General features: G+C 67.6%; 19 protein-coding genes. 9 read left to right on the forward strand and 10 right to left on the reverse strand.

All coding sequences use genetic code 11. From position 1 onward, the window contains the following. Window positions 1-124 precede the first annotated feature (124 nt). On the forward strand, window positions 125-2011 hold the full coding sequence (locus HD592_RS07785; RefSeq protein ID WP_184454571.1) for an AMP-dependent synthetase/ligase: 1887 nt from the start codon (window positions 125-127) through the stop codon (window positions 2009-2011). 105 nt (window positions 2012-2116) lie between these two features. Here HD592_RS07785 and HD592_RS07790 read toward each other — a convergent pair whose 3' ends face one another. The 5 genes from HD592_RS07790 to clpX all read right to left on the reverse strand — a co-directional run bounded on the left by HD592_RS07790 (window position 2117) and on the right by clpX (window position 5093). Then, window positions 2117-2353: a hypothetical protein gene (locus tag HD592_RS07790; protein WP_184453106.1), complete on the reverse strand. Its 237-nt coding sequence runs from the start codon at window positions 2351-2353 to the stop codon at window positions 2117-2119. Window positions 2354-2512: 159 nt separating this feature from the next. Then, a complete protein-coding gene (locus HD592_RS07795) occupies window positions 2513-3136 on the reverse strand; it encodes a hypothetical protein (RefSeq protein ID WP_184453108.1) in 624 nt (207 codons plus the stop codon). Further along, window positions 3136-3411 carry a hypothetical protein gene (locus tag HD592_RS07800; RefSeq protein WP_184453110.1) on the reverse strand — a complete coding sequence of 92 codons (276 nt, stop codon included), beginning with the start codon at window positions 3409-3411 and terminating at the stop codon, window positions 3136-3138. Before HD592_RS07800 ends, HD592_RS07795 begins: the two co-directional genes overlap by 1 nt. Before the next feature lie 66 nt (window positions 3412-3477). Continuing rightward, window positions 3478-3816 carry a chorismate mutase gene (locus HD592_RS07805; protein WP_184453112.1) on the reverse strand — a complete coding sequence of 113 codons (339 nt, stop codon included), beginning with the start codon at window positions 3814-3816 and terminating at the stop codon, window positions 3478-3480. A 20-nt stretch (window positions 3817-3836) separates the two neighbouring features. Continuing rightward, window positions 3837-5093, reverse strand: coding sequence for an ATP-dependent Clp protease ATP-binding subunit ClpX (clpX, locus tag HD592_RS07810; RefSeq protein WP_184453114.1), 1257 nt, complete (start codon window positions 5091-5093; stop codon window positions 3837-3839). 961 nt (window positions 5094-6054) lie between these two features. Here clpX and HD592_RS07815 point away from each other — a divergent pair. From HD592_RS07815 to HD592_RS07845, 7 genes are all read left to right on the forward strand, one after another. Continuing rightward, window positions 6055-7248, forward strand: coding sequence for an ROK family transcriptional regulator (locus HD592_RS07815; RefSeq protein ID WP_184453116.1), 1194 nt, complete (start codon window positions 6055-6057; stop codon window positions 7246-7248). Then, window positions 7245-8540: an ABC transporter substrate-binding protein gene (locus HD592_RS07820; protein WP_184453117.1), complete on the forward strand. Its 1296-nt coding sequence runs from the start codon at window positions 7245-7247 to the stop codon at window positions 8538-8540. The genes HD592_RS07815 and HD592_RS07820 overlap by 4 nt, the downstream gene beginning before the upstream one ends. A gap of 102 nt (window positions 8541-8642) precedes the next feature. Next, window positions 8643-9533, forward strand: coding sequence for a carbohydrate ABC transporter permease (locus HD592_RS07825; protein ID WP_184453119.1), 891 nt, complete (start codon window positions 8643-8645; stop codon window positions 9531-9533). Beyond that, window positions 9530-10408, forward strand: coding sequence for a carbohydrate ABC transporter permease (locus tag HD592_RS07830; protein ID WP_184453122.1), 879 nt, complete (start codon window positions 9530-9532; stop codon window positions 10406-10408). Before HD592_RS07825 ends, HD592_RS07830 begins: the two co-directional genes overlap by 4 nt. Then, entirely contained in the window at window positions 10408-11547 is a 1140-nt protein-coding gene (locus HD592_RS07835; protein WP_184453124.1) for a GNAT family N-acetyltransferase, read from the forward strand. Before HD592_RS07830 ends, HD592_RS07835 begins: the two co-directional genes overlap by 1 nt. Beyond that, window positions 11537-12937 carry an alpha-L-fucosidase gene (locus HD592_RS07840; protein ID WP_184453126.1) on the forward strand — a complete coding sequence of 467 codons (1401 nt, stop codon included), beginning with the start codon at window positions 11537-11539 and terminating at the stop codon, window positions 12935-12937. The genes HD592_RS07835 and HD592_RS07840 overlap by 11 nt, the downstream gene beginning before the upstream one ends. Next, window positions 12930-14084: a Gfo/Idh/MocA family protein gene (locus HD592_RS07845; RefSeq protein WP_184453128.1), complete on the forward strand. Its 1155-nt coding sequence runs from the start codon at window positions 12930-12932 to the stop codon at window positions 14082-14084. The genes HD592_RS07840 and HD592_RS07845 overlap by 8 nt, the downstream gene beginning before the upstream one ends. Before the next feature lie 59 nt (window positions 14085-14143). On the opposite strand, the gene HD592_RS07850 is transcribed toward HD592_RS07845, so the two are convergent. From HD592_RS07850 to tig, 3 genes are all read right to left on the reverse strand, one after another. Beyond that, window positions 14144-14788 (reverse strand): ATP-dependent Clp protease proteolytic subunit, encoded by a 645-nt coding sequence (locus HD592_RS07850; protein WP_184453130.1) that lies wholly within the window; start codon window positions 14786-14788, stop codon window positions 14144-14146. Then, complete coding sequence (locus tag HD592_RS07855) at window positions 14785-15366, reverse strand: ATP-dependent Clp protease proteolytic subunit (protein WP_154477784.1); 582 nt, start codon at window positions 15364-15366, stop codon at window positions 14785-14787. Before HD592_RS07855 ends, HD592_RS07850 begins: the two co-directional genes overlap by 4 nt. 269 nt (window positions 15367-15635) lie before the next feature. After that, a complete protein-coding gene (gene tig, locus HD592_RS07860) occupies window positions 15636-16964 on the reverse strand; it encodes a trigger factor (protein ID WP_184453132.1) in 1329 nt (442 codons plus the stop codon). 221 nt (window positions 16965-17185) lie between these two features. Between tig and HD592_RS07865 the strand changes: the two genes are divergently transcribed. Then, a complete protein-coding gene (locus HD592_RS07865; protein WP_184453134.1) occupies window positions 17186-18595 on the forward strand; it encodes an MBL fold metallo-hydrolase RNA specificity domain-containing protein in 1410 nt (469 codons plus the stop codon). 123 nt (window positions 18596-18718) lie between these two features. Here HD592_RS07865 and HD592_RS07870 read toward each other — a convergent pair whose 3' ends face one another. Together HD592_RS07870 and HD592_RS07875 are read right to left on the reverse strand one after the other, a co-directional pair. Further along, window positions 18719-20119 carry a GntP family permease gene (locus HD592_RS07870; RefSeq protein WP_184453136.1) on the reverse strand — a complete coding sequence of 467 codons (1401 nt, stop codon included), beginning with the start codon at window positions 20117-20119 and terminating at the stop codon, window positions 18719-18721. 42 nt (window positions 20120-20161) lie between these two features. Continuing rightward, on the reverse strand, window positions 20162-20704 hold the full coding sequence (locus HD592_RS07875; RefSeq protein ID WP_320658254.1) for a gluconokinase: 543 nt from the start codon (window positions 20702-20704) through the stop codon (window positions 20162-20164). Window positions 20705-20721: the final 17 nt, after the last annotated feature.

Genomic DNA, 20721 nt, shown 5'->3' on the forward strand with positions numbered 1-20721 from the left:
TCGCCGCTGCCGTCCTCGGGGCCCGAAGTCTAAAGTGAAGGGCGATTGCCCCCGAAGGATTGGAACGACGATGGACGAGTCCCGCGCTGAGGATCCGGCGGCCGCCCCTTCGATCACCGACGCCATGCCCGACGGCGCCGCGATCGACGAGGGCGCTGAGACGATCGATTCGGGCGGTGCGACGAACGCCTTGGAATGGCATGCCCCCGTCCTCGTGAGGATCGACGAGTCGCTGACGATCCCTCGTCTCCTCGAGGACCGTGTGAAGCGCTCTGCGCGCCGCCCGCTCATCCTGCGCAAGCAGCCCGTCGCCGACACGTGGCGCCCGATCTCGGCCCGGGCCTTCTACGAGGAGGTCCAGCAGGTCGCCGCCGGCCTCATCGGACTCGGGCTCGAGCCGGGCGCCCGCCTCGCGATCATGTCGCGCACCCGCTACGAGTGGACTCTCCTCGACTACGCGAGCTGGACCGCAGGCCTCGTGCCCGTGCCGATCTACGAGACGAGTTCGATCGAGCAGATCGCATTCGTGCTCACCGACGCCGCTGTCGACTTCGTCGTGACGGAGACGGTGACGATGGCCGAGCTCGTCCGGGCGGCCGCTCAACGGGCAGGCCGGGACGGCCTGCGGGTCCTCTCCCTCGATTCCGACGCGCTCGCCACGATCGTCGCCGAGGGCAGCGCCGTGACCCGCACGGAAGTCGCGTCGCGGACGAACGGGCTTTCGACCTCGTCGATCGCGACGATCGTCTACACCTCGGGGACGACGGGCCGGCCGAAGGGCACGGTGCTCTCGCACGGCAACTTCACCGAGCTGTGCGTGAACTCGCACGCCTGGATGCCGGAGATCGCGATGTCCGCGGAGTCGCGCCTCCTCCTCTTCCTCCCCCTCGCCCACGTCTTCGCGAGGTTCCTCGAGGTCTTCCAGCTGTCGGGCGAGGGCGTCCTCGGTCACGTGCCGTCGATCAAGTCCCTCCTTCCCGATCTGGCGTCCTTCAAGCCGAGCTACCTCCTCGTCGTCCCGCGCGTCTTGGAGAAGATCTACAACTCCGCGGACGCGAAGGCCTCCGCGGGAGCGAAGAAGCGGGTGTTCCGCTGGGCGGCGCGCACGGCGATCGAGTATTCGAAGGCCCTCGACACCCCCGAGGGCCCGTCCCGTTCCCTCAAGGCCCAGCGTGCGCTCGCCGACAGGCTCGTCTATCAGACGATCCTCAAACTGGTCGGCGGGAATGCCGACTACATCATCTCCGGCGGAGCGCCGCTGGCCCCCTGGCTCGCGCATTTCTACCGGGGCCTCGGCATCCCCGTGCTTGAGGGCTACGGGCTCACGGAGACCGTCGGCCCTGTCGCCGTCTCCACCCCGCGTCTGGCGAAGATCGCGACCGTGGGCACCCCGCTGCCGCCGACTTCGGTGAAGATCTCCGAGGAGGGGGAAGTCCTCATCAAGGGCCCTTCCGTCTTCGTCGAGTACCACAACGACCCGGAGGCGACGGCGGCGGCCTTCACCGAGGACGGGTGGTTCCGCACGGGCGATCTCGGGTCGCTCGACCGGGACGGGTATCTTTCGATCACGGGCCGCGCGAAGGAGATCATCGTGACCGCGGGCGGCAAGAACGTCTCGCCCGCGTCCTTGGAGAACGAGTTGCGCGCTCACCCGCTCGTCTCCCAGGTCCTCGTCGTCGGCGATCAGCGCCCCTTCATCTCGGCGCTCATCACCCTGGATGAGGAGATGCTGCCCGCGTGGCTGTCCGCCCACGGCCTGCCGACCATGTCGGTCGCGCAGGCGGCGACGAACATCGAGGTGCTCGCCTCCCTCGACAAGGCGGTCGAGCGCGCGAACGAGCACGTGTCGCGCGCCGAGTCGATCCGCAAGATCACCGTCCTCGCGACCGACTTCACCGAAGCGAACGGCCTGCTCACGCCGTCCCTCAAGGTGAAGCGCAAAGAGGCTCTCACGCGCTTCGCCCCCGAAATCGATGAGATGTACGGCGGGCCTGTCGAAGCGGGGCACTGAGAGCGGACCGCGGGAGCCGGCCCGCTTCCCGGGCGCTCCGGCCTTCGCGGCGCAGATGGAAGCGAAGCGGGGCGCCGACCGTGTCGTGCGCCCCGCCTCTTCAGGTCACTCGTCTGCTTCGGCGTCCGCCGGAACCCTCGTCGAGAGAATCGGATGGCAGACGAGGGCGCCGATGACGAGCGCCGTCGCCAGCATCGGCTGTGTCAGCGCCTGCAGCTCCGTCACCAGGAACTGAAGCGCCGTCGCCAGTGGGCGGCTGAAGCGTTCCAGATCAGGCGCAAAGACGGCCGACATGAGGACCGTTCTCGACGCCAAGGAGACGGCATAGACGAGAAGAGCCATTTTCCACAGACTCGTCGAGACCTTTCGAAGATCACCCGTCACGCGATTCATCGCCCCCCCGATACTCATTTGATTCTTGGCGGCCCGGATATCGAGCGCAGTCCGGCCTCCTTGCGGAGCAAGCTAGCCGATCGACGGGCGCGCATCAAGCACAGGCGTTCACCGGCTCGGGATCGCGGCCAATCGCGTGACGCGGCAGTGCGTCACACCCTGATCGAGGATCTGGAAGGCGAGTGCTCCTGCGCGTTCCTCACCCGCTTGCACTGCCGATTCGACCAGGACCTGCTCATCGATGAGCAGATCCCCGGACAGGATCGCGACGTGCAGGCGGACGTCGATCGGATAGTCGACGGGATTGCGCACCGTGAGCCCTGCGCGCACCGAAGATCCTTCGATCACGCAGTCGCCGAGGGCGATCCCCTCACTCAGCGCATCGAGCAGAGCGTCATTCCTCGCGATGAGCGACGCGGCATCGCACTCGCGATCCGCGATCGCTCGGACCTCCCCCTCCGCGTTCCTGTAGGCCCGTCCTAGATCGAAGACGTCATCGAATCCGTACGCGCTCAGGGATGCGCAGATCTGAGAGGCAGCCTCTTCCCGTTCCGCGCGGACACGCGCTTCTTCCCGCGCTGCTTCTTCGCGTCTCGCCTCGCGAAGATCGTGGAGATCACGCCCTCGTTGCTTCTCCGCGGTCAGCCAGGCTGCCGAAGCGACGAGGAGGGGCACCATGAGCAGGGCGAGGGCGGCGAGCAGGAGCGAGGGCCTGAAGGTCCGGGGGCGCATCAGACCCTCTCCCCGACGAGGCCGATGGTGCTGATCTCGCGTTCGAGCTCGATGTTGAGACGATGCTCCTTCCAGGCGAGCAGCCCCAGTGCGGTGCTCGCCACGAGTTCGAGGGTGACGAGGCTCGCCAGTGCGAGCACCGGGGTCCGCTTCTTCCGCTCGGTCCGGGCCTCGTCCCCGTGAACGGGCCCGCTCGGCGGGATCGGTGATGGCGCAGATGCGTGGAAGGGGGCTCGCGCCGGCAGTGAAGTGCGTTCGACGGGGAGGTCGGCCACCGTTTCAAGCTCCTTCGGTCGAATTCGGGGTTCCAGGGCGATCTCGGGGCCGCCTCGCGATCCGGTTCAGGAATCCGCCCGGTAGCCCGCTTTGATGTCCTCGTGGTGGCGGATCACTTCCTTGACCATGAAGGCGAGGAATTTCTCGGCGAAGTCGGGATCGAGGCCCGATTCTTCGGCGAGGGCGCGCAGGCGGGCGACCTGCCGGGCCTCGCGCGCCGGGTCCGCGGGGGGCAGATCGTGGCGGGCCTTGATGTGCCCGACGCGCTGCGTGCAGCGGAAGCGCTCGGCGAGGACGTGGATGAGGGCCGCGTCGATGTTGTCGATCGTCGCGCGCGCTTCAAGGAGTTCGACGGGCAGTTCCTCGTCGGGACGGGGGGCCCGGGCACCGGGAGTCGCGCTCATCGTCTGCTCCTTCCTCCCGTTCAGGCGCTGCGTGCGCCGCTCGCACGTTCCGCGTACAGTTCCGGATCGCCCTGCCCTGCGACGTATTCGCGCGTGATGACGACTCGGGCGACGTCATCCCGGCTGGGCAGTTCGAACATGAGGTCGGCCAGGGTGATCTCCATGATCGAGGCGAGACCGCGGGCCCCGGTTCCCCGCGTATTGGCGAGGGCGGCGATCGCGAGCAGGGCTTCGTGGGTGAATTCGAGGTCGATGCCGTCCAGATCGAACAGATGCTGATACTGGCGCACGAGGGAATTGGTGGGCTCGGTGAGGACGCGCACGAGATCCTCCTCGGTGAGCTCCTTCGTCGAGGTGAGGATCGGGAGGCGCCCGATGAACTCCGGGATCATGCCGAACTTGTGGAGGTCCTCCGGGGTGACGGACTCGTAGAGATCGCCCATCTCCGCATCGGACTTCAGGTCGGATCCGAATCCCGTCGAACGGCGCCCCATTCGCGCCTTGACGATGTCCTCGATCCCCGCGAAGGCGCCCGCCGCGATGAAGAGGATCCCCGAGGTGTCGATTTCGAGGAACTGCTGGTGGGGGTGCTTGCGCCCGCCCTGCGGGGGAACCGAGGCGACGGTCCCTTCGATGATCTTCAGGAGCGCCTGCTGGACGCCCTCGCCGGAGACATCGCGGGTGATCGAGGCGTTCTCGCCCTTACGGCCGATCTTGTCGATCTCATCGACGTAGATGATGCCCCGCTCGGCCTTCTTGATGTCCCCGTCGGCCTCCTGGATGAGGCGCAGGAGGATGTTCTCCACGTCCTCGCCGACGTATCCCGCCTCGGTCAGCGCAGTGGCGTCGACGATCGCGAAGGGGACCTTGAGGAGTCGGGCGAGTGAGCGCGCCAGGTGCGTCTTACCGGTGCCGGTCGGGCCGAGGAGGAGGATGTTCGATTTCGTCCCGAGCATGTCCTCCTCGTTGCCGGCTTCGCGGGAGCGGACGCGCTTGTAGTGGTTGTAGACGGCGACGGAGAGGGCGCGCTTGGCGCGGTCCTGCCCGATGACCCAGGAGTCGAGGAAGTCGTTGATCTCCCGGGGCTTGGGCAGGGGCGTCGCTTCGCTCTCCTGGGGCTTGTCCCCGAGTTCCTCTTCGATGATCTCGTTGCACAGCTCGATGCACTCATCGCAGATGTATACGCCGGAGCCGCCGATGAGCTTGCGCACCTGCTTCTGGCTCTTCCCGCAGAAGGAGCACTTGAGCAGTTCTGCTCCATCGGTCAAACGAGCCACGGTTCCTCCGCTTCATCATGGGCACCGACAGGCGCTTTCCTCGCGATTCAGCCTATTGCAGGTGGAGACTGCGCGCCAACCGGCGCGCTGTCCTGTGGAGGAAAGCACCCTCGATGCCGCCACCCGTGAACGTTCCGGCGCCATCCTTTCAAGAGCGGCATCAAACGCTCAGTACTACGGCGATTCCCGGCATGCAGGACAGATCGGGACGGTTTGGGCGAGCGACACTTTGAATCCTTGGGCTCCGAAGACTGAATTTTATTACGATTACTGCACTGTGAACCCGAGCATCACGGGTTGAGGGACACGATGACAGGGGGTTTGCGATGCCACTGCTGCTCGCCCTCCTTGAGGGAGTGCTGAATGCGGGAGCGATCATCATGTCTCTCACGGGCGCGTCATTCGCACTCGTCTTGGCGTTGTTGTTCGCGATCGCATCTTCCAATGCGGATATCGAATCCCGCAGGTGAGGTTCGGTACGAAGTGCTAGACGCTCGGGAGCCGGATTCCGCTCAGGAGCCCGAACCGCGCGCTTGGCGGTGGAGGCGGATTGCGCACTGTTCCGGGCTCGCCGTCAGTCTCACGGTCTTCGCAGTCTCCTTCCTCGTCTGGCTCTTCGGCCCCGATGAGGGGATGGTGAATGTCCTCAGCCGTTCCTTCGCAGTGGTGTCGAGCGCCGCCTTGATCGCCGAGGTCCTTGCGCTGCGAATTGCATTGCGCAGCGGCGCGCTTGAAGGAAGGGAGCGGGAGTGATGGCCGCAAGCGGCCGATGAGCGCCTCCCGATTCACGATCTCCTCCATCGATGCGGATCCGCGTCTTAGCAGGCTGCGAAGCCGTTCGCGGGCACGCCGATCCCGCTCCGTTACACAGCTGTAATGAAAGGGCCTTTACTAACCATCGGGAAGACACTATGCTCTCGTTATGAAAGAGCCTTTCATAACCGGGACGAAGGAGTCGCCGATGGAAGCGTCGAACCCGCACAACGATCGCCTCGCCGACCTCGGCGCGGCCAATCGCGCGAAGCTCGTCTCCGAGCTGCGCAAGGGCGCTTCCCTCCCCCTGCACCTCCTCTCCGAGGCGACCGGCCTGTCGCGCCCGACCCTCAAGAGCCACCTCGACACCCTCGTCACCGCCGGGATCGCGACCCGCGAGGAGGCGAGGGTCGGGACCCAGGGAGGGCGCCCAGCGGCCTCCTACTCCCTCAACGCCTCCGGCGCCCTCCTCGTCGCGATGGACATCTCCCTCCACGAGCACCGCTTCATGCTCGTCGACCTCGCCGGCACGGTGCGCGCGGCCCGGGTCTGCGAACTCCCCGCGCCTCCGGCCCCGGGCGACCGCAGCCGTCTCCTCATCGAGCAACTGCACGACTTCCTCGGCGAAGCCGACACCCCGACGGATCGCGTCTCGCTGTTCAGCGCAGCCATCGGCGCACAGGTCGACCAGCGCGGCAGCCTCGGGCGCCTCCCCGTCGGCAACGCGCTCATCGACTCCGACTTCGCCTCACGACTGCCCGCGCCGCTCATCCTCGAGAACGACCTCAAAGCCGCCGCATACGCCGAACACCGCATCGGATGCGCCCAGGACGCCCTCGACGTGATCCACGCCCTCCTGTGGTACCGCGTCGCGGCGGGGATCATCCTCGACGGGCGCATCCGGCGAGGCGCGCGCGAACTCGCCGGAGAGCTCAACATGGTCGCCTCGACCTCGATGCCGCCCCCCGAGGATTGGACCACATGGCCCCGCTTCCTGGAAACCCTCCTCGCCGCCGAGAAGGGCGACGCGCGCGCCCTCGAGTCGGTCGACGGCTTCTGCGCGCTCACGGCCACCCAGATCGCCTACCTCGCCATGAGCATCGACCCGGACAAGATCGTGCTCGGAGGCCCTCTCGCCCACCGCTCCCCCATGCTCGTCGACCGTCTGATCTTGGCGCTCGACAAGGAACTGCCGACCGGCCCCTCCTTCGTGATCGAAGTCGCGGCCCTTCGCTCCTGGGGCCCCGCCCTCGGCGCGGCCCTTCGCGGCCTCGAAGCGATCGAGACCCGACTGCTCGGCGCCCCCTCCACGATCGACGCCCTCGTCAACGCGAGCCCGATCGCGATCCCGATCCCCTGCAAACCTCAACACGATTCAGTACTCAACGAGGAGAACGAATGAACACCCTGAGAACCGCCATCGCGCTCGGCGCAGCCGGCGCACTCGCCCTCGGACTCGCAGCCTGCCAAGGCGGCGGCGATGCCGCCGAGTCCGGCTCCGCCTCCAGCACCGAAGGCATCGTCTACGTCGTCCCCACGTCCTGGGCGAATGTCGCCGTCCTCACCGAGGCCGTCGACGCCTACAACGCCGATGCCGCATCACCCGTCACCCTCCAGGCGATCCCCGACGAGAACTACAACTCGGTCGTCGGATCCCGCCTCGCCGGAGGAACCGACATCGACATCTTCGCCGGCGCCTACACCCTCTTCGACGTCCCCAACGTCATGGTCGACCTGACCGGCGAGCCCTTCCTCGACCGCCTCACCGAGGCCGGCGTCGACTCGCTCACCGCATCCGACGGGAAGGTCTACTCCTTCCCCTCGCCCACGCCCGGCGCGACCTTCGGCGTCTTCTACAACACGAAGGTCTTCGAAGAAGCCGGCGTCGCGGTGCCGACCTCCCTTGCGGAGATGACCGAAGCCATGAAGGCCCTCAAGGCCAAGGGGACGACGCCGCTCTTCCTCGCGGGCAAGGACGGATGGACGCTCCTCCAGCACCGCAATTCCGTCAACCCCCTGATGAACCTCGACGGCGATACGATCTCGAAGCTCAACGCCAACGAGATGCGCTGGGACCAGATCCCCGCCCTGACCGACCAGTACAACGCCCTCGAATCCTGGGCGAAGGACGGGCTCCTCAACGAGGACGTCCTCACCGCCACCTACGAGGAATCGCTGAAGGCCGTCGTCGACGGCTCCGCGGCGATGATCATCAACGGCTCCTGGGCGATCGGCGAAATGAGCGGACTGGCCGACGACGCCGCGACCTCGATCGGCTTCTTCCCGCTCCCGAGCGCCGAGGGGCGCACCATGCTCGGCCTGTCCGGCGCGGACGGCCTGCACATCGCCAAGTCGAGCGCCAACGTCGAGGGCGCGAAGGCCTTCCTCAGCTACCTCGCCTCGCCCGAGGTCGCGCAGAAGTTCATGGACGCCGCGCCCGGAATCTCGAACTTCACCGACGTCACCGTCCCCGAGAAGGCCCCCAAGGCGATGACCGACATCGCCACCGCCATCGAGAAGGGCGCGTCGACCCTCGCGATCGACAACGCCTCGCTCGTCCCCGCACCCGAATCGGATCTCATCGCCGCCTACCAGCAGCTCGTCGCCGGGCAGATGAGCGCCGCCGACTTCCTCACCACCGAGGCCGACGGCATGATCGCCTCCGGGAAGGCCGCGGGAATCCCCGGATTCTGATCGCCCGGGGCGCAGGCCCTCGGCTCGGCCCGCGCCCCGGCCGCATCACCCCCACACCTCATCCGCGCTGCGGAGCCCCGGCTCGGCATCCAAGGAGCAACCATGGCCCACCCCTCGAAGCGGGTGCTCAAGACCTACCCCACGGCCTTCCTCGCACCGGCCCTCCTCATCTTCACGATCTTCTACATCGTGCCCGCATTCGTCGGACTCGGTCTTTCGCTGACCGACGCGAAGCTCACCTCCTCGGCGATGCACTTCGTCGGCCTGGCCAACTATGAGACGCTCTTCGCCTCGTCGGGCCAATTCATCCCGGCCGTCCTCCACCAGTTCATCTTCGCCCTGCTCGTCACCCTCGGCAAGACCGGATTCGGAGTCCTCCTCGCCCTCTTCCTCGATCAGGCCTTCGTCGGCCGGGACTTCCTGCGCGCCCTCGTGTACGCGCCGATCATGATCTCCCTCGTCGTCGTCGGCATGGTGTTCAACTTCCTCCTGGACAACGACGGGATCCTCAACGGATTCCTCCGCGTCATCGGCCTCGACTCCCTCGCCCGTCCCTGGCTCGGCGACTTCGACACCGCCCTCGCCTCCGTCGCGGCGGTCGACGTCTGGGTCGGAGTCGGCTGGACCGTCGTCATCGTCCTCGCCGCCCTCCAGTCCGTCCCGCAGGAGACCATCGAAGCGGCCCGGATCGACGGCGCCGGAGCCCTGCGCGTGATGTGGAACGTCAAGCTCCCCCTCGTCGCGCACGCGATCAATCTCGCGCTCCTTCTGACGTTCATCTCCGGGATGAAGGCCTTCGACATCATCTACGCGACCACAGGAGGCGGTCCCGGTCACTCGACCGAAGTGATCTCCACCTTCATCGCGAAACAGATGGTGACGGGATCCCTGGCGATCCCCGCCGCGGCGAGCTTCGCGCAATTCGTCCTCATCACCGCCCTCGCCTTCTTCATCAACACCCTCATCCGCCGAAACGAGGCCGATGCCGAATGACCGCCGCACACTCCCCCAAGCGGGCGCCCCGCCGCTCCCCCTCATCGGGGGCGAGAACGCGCAAAGCGCTTCGACTGGGCCTCATCTACCTCGTCGCCGCGCTCATCAGCGCGATCTACCTCATCCCCCTCTCCCTGGTCCTCCTCACCTCCGTCAAGTCGGAGGCCGAGTCGAAGATCATGGACTTCAGCCTGCCCGCGCACCCGCAGTGGGAGAACTACGCGACCGTCCTGGGGACCGAGGGCGTCGCCCGCGGCCTCCTCAACGGACTCATCGTCTCCGTCGGCGTCACGGGACTCACCGTCCTCGTCTGCGCCATGGCCGCCTACGTCATCGCCCGCTCCCCCGCCCGTTTCCCCGCACGCGCCTACCAGTACCTCCTCGCCGGGATGATCGCCCCCTTCAGCTTCATCCCCGCGATCAAAGTCCTCCAGGTGCTCGGGCTGTACGGGACCTTCACCGGCCTCATCCTCGTCGACGTCGGCATCCAGATCCCCTTCATCACGCTCATGTACGTGGGATTCATCCAGCGCCTCCCGCGCAGCCTCGACGAGGCCGCCATCATCGACGGAGCCGGACCGATCCGGACCTTCTTCCAAGTGATCCTGCCCCTGCTGCGCCCCGTGTCCGTGACGAGCCTCGTCCTGCTCGTCACCTACGCGTGGAACGAGTTCCAGAACGTCCTGTTCCTCATGCCCAATCAGAGCAAGTGGACGATGCCGATGACCGTCTTCGACTTCCAGGGCATGCACTCGTACAACTACGCGCTGGTCTGCGCGAACATCGTCGTCTCCGTGATCCCCGTCCTCATCGTCTACATCTTCGCGCAAAAGCACATCGTCGCCGGAATGGTCGCAGGGGCGGTGAAGAGCTGATGGAGATCCGACGGCTCGCAGACCGCGACCTCGCCGACTACGAACGCGCGATGCGCGAGGCCTTCGGCTCCTGTCCGCTGCGCCCGGCGTCGTGGAGCCTCGACCGCGCCGCCCCCTACGCCCTCGGGGCCTTCGACGAGGGCGCCCTCATCGCGACGGCCGCCTCGCACCCCCTCGCGCTCAGACTCGGCGAGCGCACCCTGGCCGCCGCCGGAGTCTGTGACGTCACCGTCGCCCTCCCCCACCGGGGCCGGGGGCTCGCGACTCGGATGATGCGCGAGCTTCTGGCCCGCCAGTCGGACTCCGGAGCGCTCTTCTCCCTCCTCTATCCCGCGGCCCCTGCGATCTATCGCCCCCTGGGGTACGCCATCGTCGCCCAGCGCGACGCCGTGCGGATCCCGACCGCCGACCTCCTTAGGGCCCGCCGCTCGCAGGCCCTGCGCGGACGGATCCTCGATCCCGAGGACGACCGGTCACGGGCCGAGGCCCTGGACGCCAGCACCCGGGGGCTCAATGGCGTCGTAAGACCGCTCAGCAGGCCCACGGGCGCCACCGTCGACCTCGTTGTCGAGGCCCCCGCCGAGCCGGGGGACACCCCCTCTTCCGCCGCCATCCGCGCATTCACACGCTTCACGCGCGAGGGCGCGACCCTCACCTGCGACTTCCTCCACGCCCTCGACGCCGAGGCCTGGGAGCACGCCCTCGCCCTGCTCGCCTCCCACACCGGGATCGACACCGTCGAGATCTACGGCGCCCCGCACGACTCCTCCTGGCACTGGCTGAACGCGAACGCCTCACTCGGCGCCCGGGTCACGCCGATGGGACGCGTCCTCGACCTCGCCGCAGCCCTCGAAGCGCGCCCCTGGTCCGAGGGCATCAGCGGGCACTGGCGCTTCGCCGTGCGGGACGAGCTCTTCAGCGCCAACACCGGCGTCTTCGTCCTCGAGCTCGACGACGGGCGCGCCCGCGCGCACCGCGAGAGCGCGGACCCCGGAACGCTCAGCGCGCACGGCATCGACTCCCTGAGCGCACTCGTCGCCGGGATCCGCGCCCCCGTCGACCGCCACTTCCCTCCGCTGCCCGAAGACCTCATTCGCGCCGCCCGCATCGCCCCCTGGAGCATGTCCCATGGTTTCTGAAACCCCCCGGATCCCCCCGCGCTACACCCCGCCCGCCGTGCCCGAGCGCTTCGCCCGCTCGCAATGGTTCCGGCGCGCCCGCCTCGGAATGTTCATCCACTGGGGCGTCTACTCCCTCCTCGGCCGGGGCGAATGGGTCCGCTCGCACGAGGAGATGAGCGCCCGGGACTACCTCCCCTGGGCGAAGGCCTTCAACCCCGAGTCCGTCGACTTCCACGAATGGGCGCGGCTGGCCAAGGAGGCGGGGATGGAGTACGCGATCCTGACCGCCAAGCACCACGACGGATACTGCCTCTTCGATTCGGCCCACTCGGACTTCACCTCGGCGAAAATGGCGCCCGGCCGCGACTTCGTCGCCGAGTTCCTCGAGGCCTTCCGCGCCGAGGGCCTGCGCGTCGGACTCTACTTCAGCCTCATCGACTGGGCCGACCCCGACTACCCCGTCTGGGGGGACGCCTTCCACCCCCAGCGCAACGACCCCGCCTTCTGCGGGGTCCGACACGACTTCGACGCCTACCTCACGAAGATGCACGCGCAGGTGAAGGAGCTGTGCACGAACTACGGCGAACTCGACATCCTCTGGTTCGACTTCTCCTACGACGAGATGACGGGCGAGCGGTGGCGGGCGCGCGAACTCGTGGAGATGGTCCGCTCCCTTCAACCGCAGGTCCTCATCGACAACCGCCTCGAGGTGTCGGCCTCCGCCTTCGGTTCGATCGTGACCGCCGAGCCGAGCCCCTTCGCGGGCGACTTCGTCTCCCCCGAACAGCTCATCCCGCCCTCGGGGATCCTCTGCGAGGACGGCGCCCCGGTGCCCTGGGAGTCCTGCGTGACCCTCAACAACCATTGGGCCTGGCATCATTCGGATACCGCGATGAAGGCCCCCTCGACCCTCGCGGCCAAGTTCGTCGAAGTCGTCTCCAAGGGCGGCAACCTCCTGCTCAACGTCGGCCCGGACGGCGAGGGGCGCATTCCGGAAGAATCCGCCGAAACGCTCAGGGCCTTCGGCTCCTGGGTGCATGCGCACGAAGAGGCCCTCAAGGGGGCGGGCCCCGCGGGGATCGCCAAGCCCGAATGGGGGCGCTGGACCATGCGCGGCTCGCATCTGTACGCCCACGTCTGGGAAGAGCCCATCGGCCCGCTTCCCCTGGTCGGAGTGCGCCCGCAGGACATCGAATCGGTTCGCCTCATCGGCGGCGACGGGCACGTGCGCGTCGCGAAGTCCTGGGTCATCGACGCCTATCCGGATGTCGCCTTCCTCAGTTTCGCCCCGCCCGGGCAGGACGACGCCTTCACCTTCCCCCTTCCGCAGGGGCGCGGCACCGTCATCGACATCGCCCTGCGTGAAAGCGGGGGAACGGAGGAGGAAGAGGTGCACCCCCATGAGTGAGAAGCTCTACGCGGTCGTCGGATGCGGAGCGCGCGCCGTCATCGGCACCCACATCCCCGCCCTCGAACCCGGATCCCGGATCGCCTGGGCCGTCGATCCTTCACCGTCGGGGCGGGATCGGGCGCGCGCCCTCTTCGGTGACGAGGTCGCCCTCCACTCGAGCACCGCCGAGCTCATCAGCGCGACCGGCGGGCCCGGCTCGGGCAGGGTCGCGGGCGCGATCGTCGCGACTCCGGATGACACCCACGCGGCGGTGGCCGCCGAGCTCCTGGAAGCGGGGATCGGGGTCTACCTCGAGAAGCCGATGGCCATCACCGTCGAGGACGCCGACGAGATCCTGCGGGTCGCGAGGCGGACCGGCACGCCGCTCTACGTCGGGCACAACATGCGCCACATGTCCGTCGTCCGCCTGATGAAGCGCCTCATCGACGAGGGCGCGATCGGCCGGGTCCAGGCGATCTGGTGCCGCCACTTCGTCGGCAACGGCGGCGACTACTACTTCAAGGACTGGCACGCCGAGCGGAGCCGCTCGGGCACCCTCCTCCTGCAGAAGGGCGCCCACGACATCGACGTCATCCACTACCTGGCGGGCGCCTCCAGCGAGCTCGTCCAGGGCCTCGGAGACCTCATGGTGTACGGCGGGGTCGCCAGCCGGAGGGACAACTCCGATCGCACGATGCCCGATTGGTTCTCCTACGAGAACTGGCCGCCGCGCGCATCACGGGATCTCAATCCCGTCATCGACGTCGAGGACATCTCGATGATCCAGATGCGCCTGTCAAACGGTGTGCTCGCCTCCTACCAGCAGTGCCACTTCACGCCCGACTACTGGCGCAACTACACGGTCATCGGCGACGCGGGGCGCCTCGAGAACTTCGGCGACGGCGAGGGCGGGGTCGTCCGCGTATGGAACCGGCGGCACGCCTACGCCCCCGAGGGCGATCTCGAGTACCCGATCCTCGGCGACGCCGGCGGCCATGAGGACGCGGACCGCCTCACGATGGCCGAGTTCCTCGGCTTCCTCGATTCGGGAGGCGCGACCGTCACGAGCGCGAAGGATGCGAGGGACGCCGTCGCCGCGGCCGTGTTCGGCGCGCGCTCGATCCGCTCGGGAGGCGCGGTCTTGCCGATCCCCGGATGCGAATAGGCGTTCGACGGACGAAGAGCGGGGCCCCTCTTGAGGAGGGGCCCCGCGTCATGGTCGGGTCACTGAGCCTTGCGCGACTCCAGCACCTGGTCGATGAGGCCGTAATCCTTCGCCTGGGGCGCGGTGAGGATCTTGTCGCGCTCGATGTCGCGGCGGATCTGCTCGACCGGCGTGCCCGAGTGCTTCGCGAGGGTCTCCTCGAGCCACAGGCGCATGCGGTCGATCTCATCGGCGACGATCTGGATGTCGGAGGCCTGCCCCTGCATGCCCTCCATCGCCGGCTGATGGATGAGGACGCGGGCGTTGGGCAGGGCCAGGCGCTTGCCCGGAGAGCCCGCTGCGAGCAGGACCGCGGCGGCCGAAGCGGCCTGGCCCAGGCAGACGGTCTGGATCTGCGGACGGATGTACTGCATCGTGTCGTAGATCGCGGTGAGCGCCGTGAAGGAGCCGCCGGGGCTGTTGATGTACATCGTGATGAGCGAATCCGGGTCCTGCGACTCGAGGACCAGGAGCTGAGCCATCACGTCGTCGGCGGAGGCGTCATCGACCTGGACCCCGAGGAAGACGATCCGGTCCTCGAAGAGCTTCGCGTAGGGGTCCTGGCGCTTGAAGCCGTAAGCCGTGCGCTCTTCGAAATTGGGCAGGACATAGCGGGCCTGCGGCAGTTGGCGGGCGACGGCCTCGAAGTAAGGGGCGGTGCTCATCGCTTCTCTCCCTCCCGACCGAGCGAGCCGACTTCCTGCGGCGTCTCGATCACCTTGTCGACGAAGCCGTATTCGAGGGCCTCGTGCGCGCTGAACCAGTGGTCGCGATCGGCGTCGAGCTCGATCTGCTCGACCGACTTGCCGGTGCGTTCGGCCGTGATCTCGGCGAGCTCCTTCTTCATCTTGAGGATGAGGTCGGCGTTGATGCGGATCTCGGTCGCCGAGCCGCCCGCACCGCCGAGGGGCTGGTGGAGCAGGACGCGCGTGTGCGGCGTGATGTAGCGCTTCCCGGGTGCGCCCGCGGTGAGGAGGAATTGCCCCATCGAAGCGGCCAGACCCATGCCGACGGTGACGACGTCGGGCTTGATGTACTGCATCGTGTCGTAGATCGCCATGCCCGCGGTCACGGAACCGCCGGGGCTGTTGATGTACAGGTAGATCTCGCGGTCCGGGTCCTCCGCCGCCAGGAGCAGCATCTGCGCGCAGATCGCGTTCGCATTGTCATCGCGGACCTCGCCGCTCAGCCAGATGATGCGCTCCTTGAGCAGGCGCTGATAGACGGAGTCGGACAGGCCCATCGGCGACTCGGCTCCCCCGGCCGCCGCGATGCGCACGTCGTTCACGTGCCCTCCTAAAGTCCATGGACCCACTTGTCGGATCCCACTGGCTTAAACCTAGCCGCGACGGGGGCTCCAGGCACTCCCCGAGGGCGCCTTTTCGCTGTGGGCGCAGTTCCCGGCGAGAACGGGTGCGGGGCCGGAGCGGACTCGCTCCGGCCCCGCACCCGGGTCCGATCAGGCGGACAGCACCTCGGCTTCAAGGAGATCCTCGAAGGGGTCGATGGGGCTCAGGCCTCCTCGCCGCCCTCGGCCTCGTCCTCGGAGGCCTTTTCGGCCTCCCCGTCCTTGGCCGGGACGTCGCCGAAGAAGGGGGCGAGGTCGATGACCGCGCCGGCCTCGTCCTTGACGGTCACCTTGCGCAGCGCCTCGATGAGCGCCTTCGCGCGTCCGAGGTCGGCGACGACCGAGGCCATCTGCTGGCTGGAGGAGAAGAGCTTGTTGATGTCGAGGCCGAAGTTCTGCGACATCTGGATCGCGTAGTCGATGAGCTCCTGCTGGGAGACCTGGACCTCGAACTTCTTGGCGATCTCCTCGGAGAGCAGCTCGGTGCGCAGCTCCTTCTCGATGGCCTCGCGGGCCTCCTTCTTCTCCTTGGGCTTGGCATCCTCGGCGACGCGGTGCGAGACCTCGTGCTCGACGACGCCCTCGGGCAGGAGGATCTCGACCTTGTCGAGGAGGTGCTCGACGAGACGATCGCGCGCCTGGAGCGCCTGCTGCGAGATCTTCGTCTGGCCGGCCTGGGTGCGCAGATCCCCCATGAGTTCGTCGATCGTGTCGAACTCGGACACCATCTGGGCGAAGTCGTCGTCAGCGGCGGGCAGTTCACGGGTCTTGACGTTCTTCACCGTGATGGTGACCTCGGCCTCTTCGCCCTCGTGCTCGCCGCCCTTGAGGGTGGAGGTGAAGGTGACGACCTCGTCGGCCTTCGTGCCGCGCAGCGCCTTGTCCTGACCGTCGAGCATGTTGCCCGAGCCGATCTCGTAGGACACGTCGGAGACGGAGTCGATCTCTTCGCCGTCGATCGTGGCGACCATGTCGATGGTCGCGAAATCGCCGGTCTTCGCCTTGCGGGTGATGGTCTTGAGGGTCGCGAAGCGGCCTCGCAGCTCGTCGAGCTCGGCCTGGACGTCCTCATCGGTCACCTCGGCGGTATCGACGGTGATGACGGTCGACTCGTCGAACTCGGGGAGCTCGAAGGGGGGGACGATGTCGACATCGGCGGTGAAGACCAGCTGGCCGCCCTGGGCGCCGCTCGTGTTCGGGATCTCGGTGACTTCGACCTCGGGCTGGGCGAGCGGGCGGAGCGAGTGCTCGGCGACGGCATCGGAGTAGTGCCCGGGCAGGATCTCATTGACGACCTGCTCGATGACGGCGGCGCGGCCGAAGCGCTGGTCGATGATGCGCGGCGGCACGTGGCCCTTGCGGAAACCGGGGATGGAAACCTGGGACGCGATGTCCTTGTAGGCCTTCTCCATCTCGGAGGCCATCTCCTCGTAGGCGACCTCGACGGTCAGGCGAGCCTTCGTGGGCTCGAGGGTCTCAACGGTGCTCTTCACGTGCGTGCACTCCAAAACGTCTTCGATTGAGGGGCGCCCTGGAAACGGGCGCATGACAACTCGCCCAGTTTACGACAGGCGCCTCCCGGTGTCGCCGCTCGGAGCGCGTCTTCGGCCCAAATGCAGCCGATTCCACTCGAAGGTCCGCGATCTGCGGGACGATTCGCGCTGCAGGGGCTCATTGCCCGGCGCGAAGGAGTGAGGCGGGGCACACTGGTGGCATGGGAGCAACGACCCTGACCCTTCTCGGCGGCGCCGGCACGGTCACCGGCTCGAAGTACCTCGTCGAGATCGACGCCCCCGAGGGCCCGCGCCGCCTGCTCGTCGATGCGGGAATGTTCCAGGGCGTCAAGCGCCTGCGCCTCCTCAACTGGTCGGACTTCCCGGTCCCGCCCGCCTCGATCACCGACGTCCTGCTCACCCACGCGCATATGGACCACACCGGCTACCTGCCGCGCCTGGTGAAGAACGGATTCTCGGGGGCGATTTGGGGAACGGACACGACCCTCGCGCTGGCCGAGATCGTCCTGCGCGACTCGGCCCATCTTCAGGAGCGGGATGCGGAGTACGCGAACGCGCACGGATTCTCACGTCACGAGAAGGCGCAGCCCCTGTACCGGATCGGCGACGTCGAGCGCACCCTGCCGCTGTTCCGCTCGGTCGAGTTCGACCGCCCGCTCGAGCTCGGCGACGGCTTGGAGGCTCGGTGGACGAGGGCGGGGCACATCCTCGGATCCGGGTCGATCCGACTCGCCACCCCGGAGGGGTCCATCCTCTTCTCCGGCGACCTCGGGCGTTCGACGCACCCCGTGCTGCGCAGCCGTGAGATCCCCGAGGGCGCCGACCTCGTCCTCGTCGAGTCGACCTACGGCGACCGCGAGCACCCCGAGCCTAAGGGCCCTGCGCACGAAGCCTTCGCCGAGGCGATCCGCTCGGCCGTTGACGCGGGAGGATCGGTCCTCGTCCCGGCTTTCGCCGTGGACCGGACCGAAGTCGTCCTCCTGGCGCTCGACGAGATGAGCGCCGAGGGGCGGATCCCGCGGGTGCCCGTTTTCGTCGATTCCCCGATGGCGCTCGCATCATTGGAGATCTATCGGGCCCGTTCGCAGGCGGAGGAGCTGAGCGAGGGCGCACGGGGATTGCGCCTGCCCCACCTCGAGCTCCACGAATTGCGCAGCGTCGACGAGTCGAAGAGCCTCAACGCCTTCTCCCGCCCGTCGATCATCATTTCGGCCTCGGGGATGGCCACCGGCGGCCGCATTCTCCATCATCTGGCCCGGATGCTCCCCGATGAGCGCAACTGCGTCGTCCTCACGGGGTACCAAGCCGCCGGCACTCGTGGCCGTTCCCTGGCCGAGGGAGCCCCCTGCGTGAAGATGCTCGGCACCGAGGTCGCCGTGCGCGCCCGGATCGTCAAGGACGAGGAGTTCTCCGTGCATGCGGACGCATCGGAGTTGATCGATTGGGTCGGGGCCCTGCGTCCTCGGCCCCGGAAGGTGCTGACGGTCCACGGCGAGAAGGAGTCCGCCGAGGCCCTCGCAGTGCGCTTGGCGCAGGAGCTGACTCTCGAGGCGATGCCCGGGCGCGCGAATCACAGGATCGTTCTCGCGGAGTTCCTCTCCGCTGAATGAGGAGGCCGGGTCTGCGCCTGCTGAGGGTCGGCCTCGGACCCGGATGGGGCCGGGGCCGCGGGGTTCAGATCCCGCGGCCCCGGCCTTCTGTCCTTCCGCGCGCATCCGCGCGGGGGCTCGCGATCAGAGGACCCCGAGGATCGCTCCGATGAGGAAGACCGTGACGCCTGCGACGAGCGAGAGGAGCGTCTCCATGAGCGACCACGTCTTGAGGGTCTCGCCGACCGTCATGCCGAAGTACTCCTTGACGAGCCAGAATCCCGCATCGTTGACGTGCGAGAGGAACACAGAGCCGGCACCGATGGCGAGGACGAGGAGGCCGGCCTCGACCGGGGGCATGGCGCCTGCGAGGGGGGCCATGATGCCTGCAGCCGTAATCGTCGCCACGGTCGCAGACCCCGTTGCCAGGCGAACGGCGACTGCGACGAGCCAGCCGGCGATGAGTGCCGGGACGGAGGCCTGTTCGATCCAGATTGCGATGACGTCGGCGATGCCGGAGTCGACGAGGGTCTGTTTGAAGCCGCCGCCGGCGCCCACGATGAGGAGGATCCCCGCGATCGGGCCGAGCGAGGCGCCGACGATCGTTGAGATCTCGTCGGCCTTACGGCCGGGTGCCACGCCGAAGGCGAGGATCGCGACGATCACGGTGATGAGGAGGGCGACGATCGGCTGGCCGAGGAACTCCGCGCAGGTGTAGAGCAGCGTCTCCTTGGCGGAGCCCATCAGAGTCTCCACGAGGGTGCGGCCGAGCATGAGGAGGACGGGGAGGAGGACGACGAAGATCGAGATGGCGAACGAGGGGCGCTTCTGCGGCTCGGTGATGGTCGATTCGCCGCCGAGAGGGGCCGGGGCCTCGATCGGAACCCACCGGGCCATGACACGGGCGGCGATGGGCCCTGCGATGATGACGGTCGGGATGGCGACGAGGAGGCCGAGGCCGAGTGTGATGCCGAGGTCGGCGCCGAGGGCGTCGATCGCGATGAGCGGGCCGGGGTGAGGCGGTACGAGGCCGTGCAGGGCGGACAGGCCGGCGAGCGCGGGCACGCCCACGAGGATCAGCGGTTGCTCGGCCCTGCGTGCGACGAGCATGACCACCGGGATGAGCAGAACGATGCCGACTTCGAAGAAGAGGGGGATGCCGACGACGAAGGCGATGAGCGCCATCGCCCAGGGGAGTCGGGAGACGGGGGTCTTGTCGAGGATCGTGTCGACGATACGATCGGCGCCGCCGGATTCGATGAGGAGTTTGCCGATGATCGCGCCGAAGGCGATGAGGGTGCCGACGCCTCCGACGGTCGAGCCGAGGCCCGTCGAGAAGGATGTGAAGGTGTCGGTCAAGGGGATGCCTGCGACGAGGGCGAGGACGGCCGAGCCGAGCGTCAGGGCCAGGAAGGGGTGGACCTTCTTCCAGACGATCAGGACGATGATCGTCGCGATGCCTGCGAGGGCTGCGCCGACGAGCTGCAGTTCATTGTCGGAGTGCACGACTGCCTTGGCGGCTGCTCCGAGAAGGGGTGACATCATGAATTCCTCCATTGGAAAGTGATGATCCTGTGCGAATGGTGATCAGCGGGCGATGGCGACGCCCGCGCTCTCAAGTGCGTCGAGTACGGCGGCGAGGGTCTGTTCCGGGGTTTCGCGCGATTCGATGACGATGCCGTCCTCGTCGGGCTTGAGGGGCTCGAGGGTCGCGAACTGGGAGGGGAGGAGCTGCGGGGGCATGAAGTGCCCTTCACGCTGTTCCATGCGTTCGCGCAGGGCGTCCTGTTCTGCAACAAGGTGGACGAAGAGCACGCGGCCCTTCGCTTCGGAAAGGAGGTCGCGGTAGACGCGTTTGAGGGCCGAGCAGGTGACGATGGAGCAGCTCTGCTTGTCCGCTTGCCCGCTCATCCAATCGCGCAGGCTCCTGAGCCAGGGCCAACGGTCTTCGTCGGTGAGGGGGGTGCCCGCAGACATCTTGACGATGTTCGCTTCGGGGTGGAAGTCGTCGGCTTCGGCGAGGGGCCACGATGTCAGAGCGGCCAGTGAAGCTGCGGCGGTCGTCTTTCCACTGCCGGCAACGCCCATCACGACGAGGTGGGTCAGCGATGATTCGCGAGTGTCGTCCACGACTCCTCCTAAATATG

Source organism: Schaalia hyovaginalis, assembly GCF_014208035.1.
Taxonomy (GTDB): domain Bacteria; phylum Actinomycetota; class Actinomycetes; order Actinomycetales; family Actinomycetaceae; genus Pauljensenia; species Pauljensenia hyovaginalis.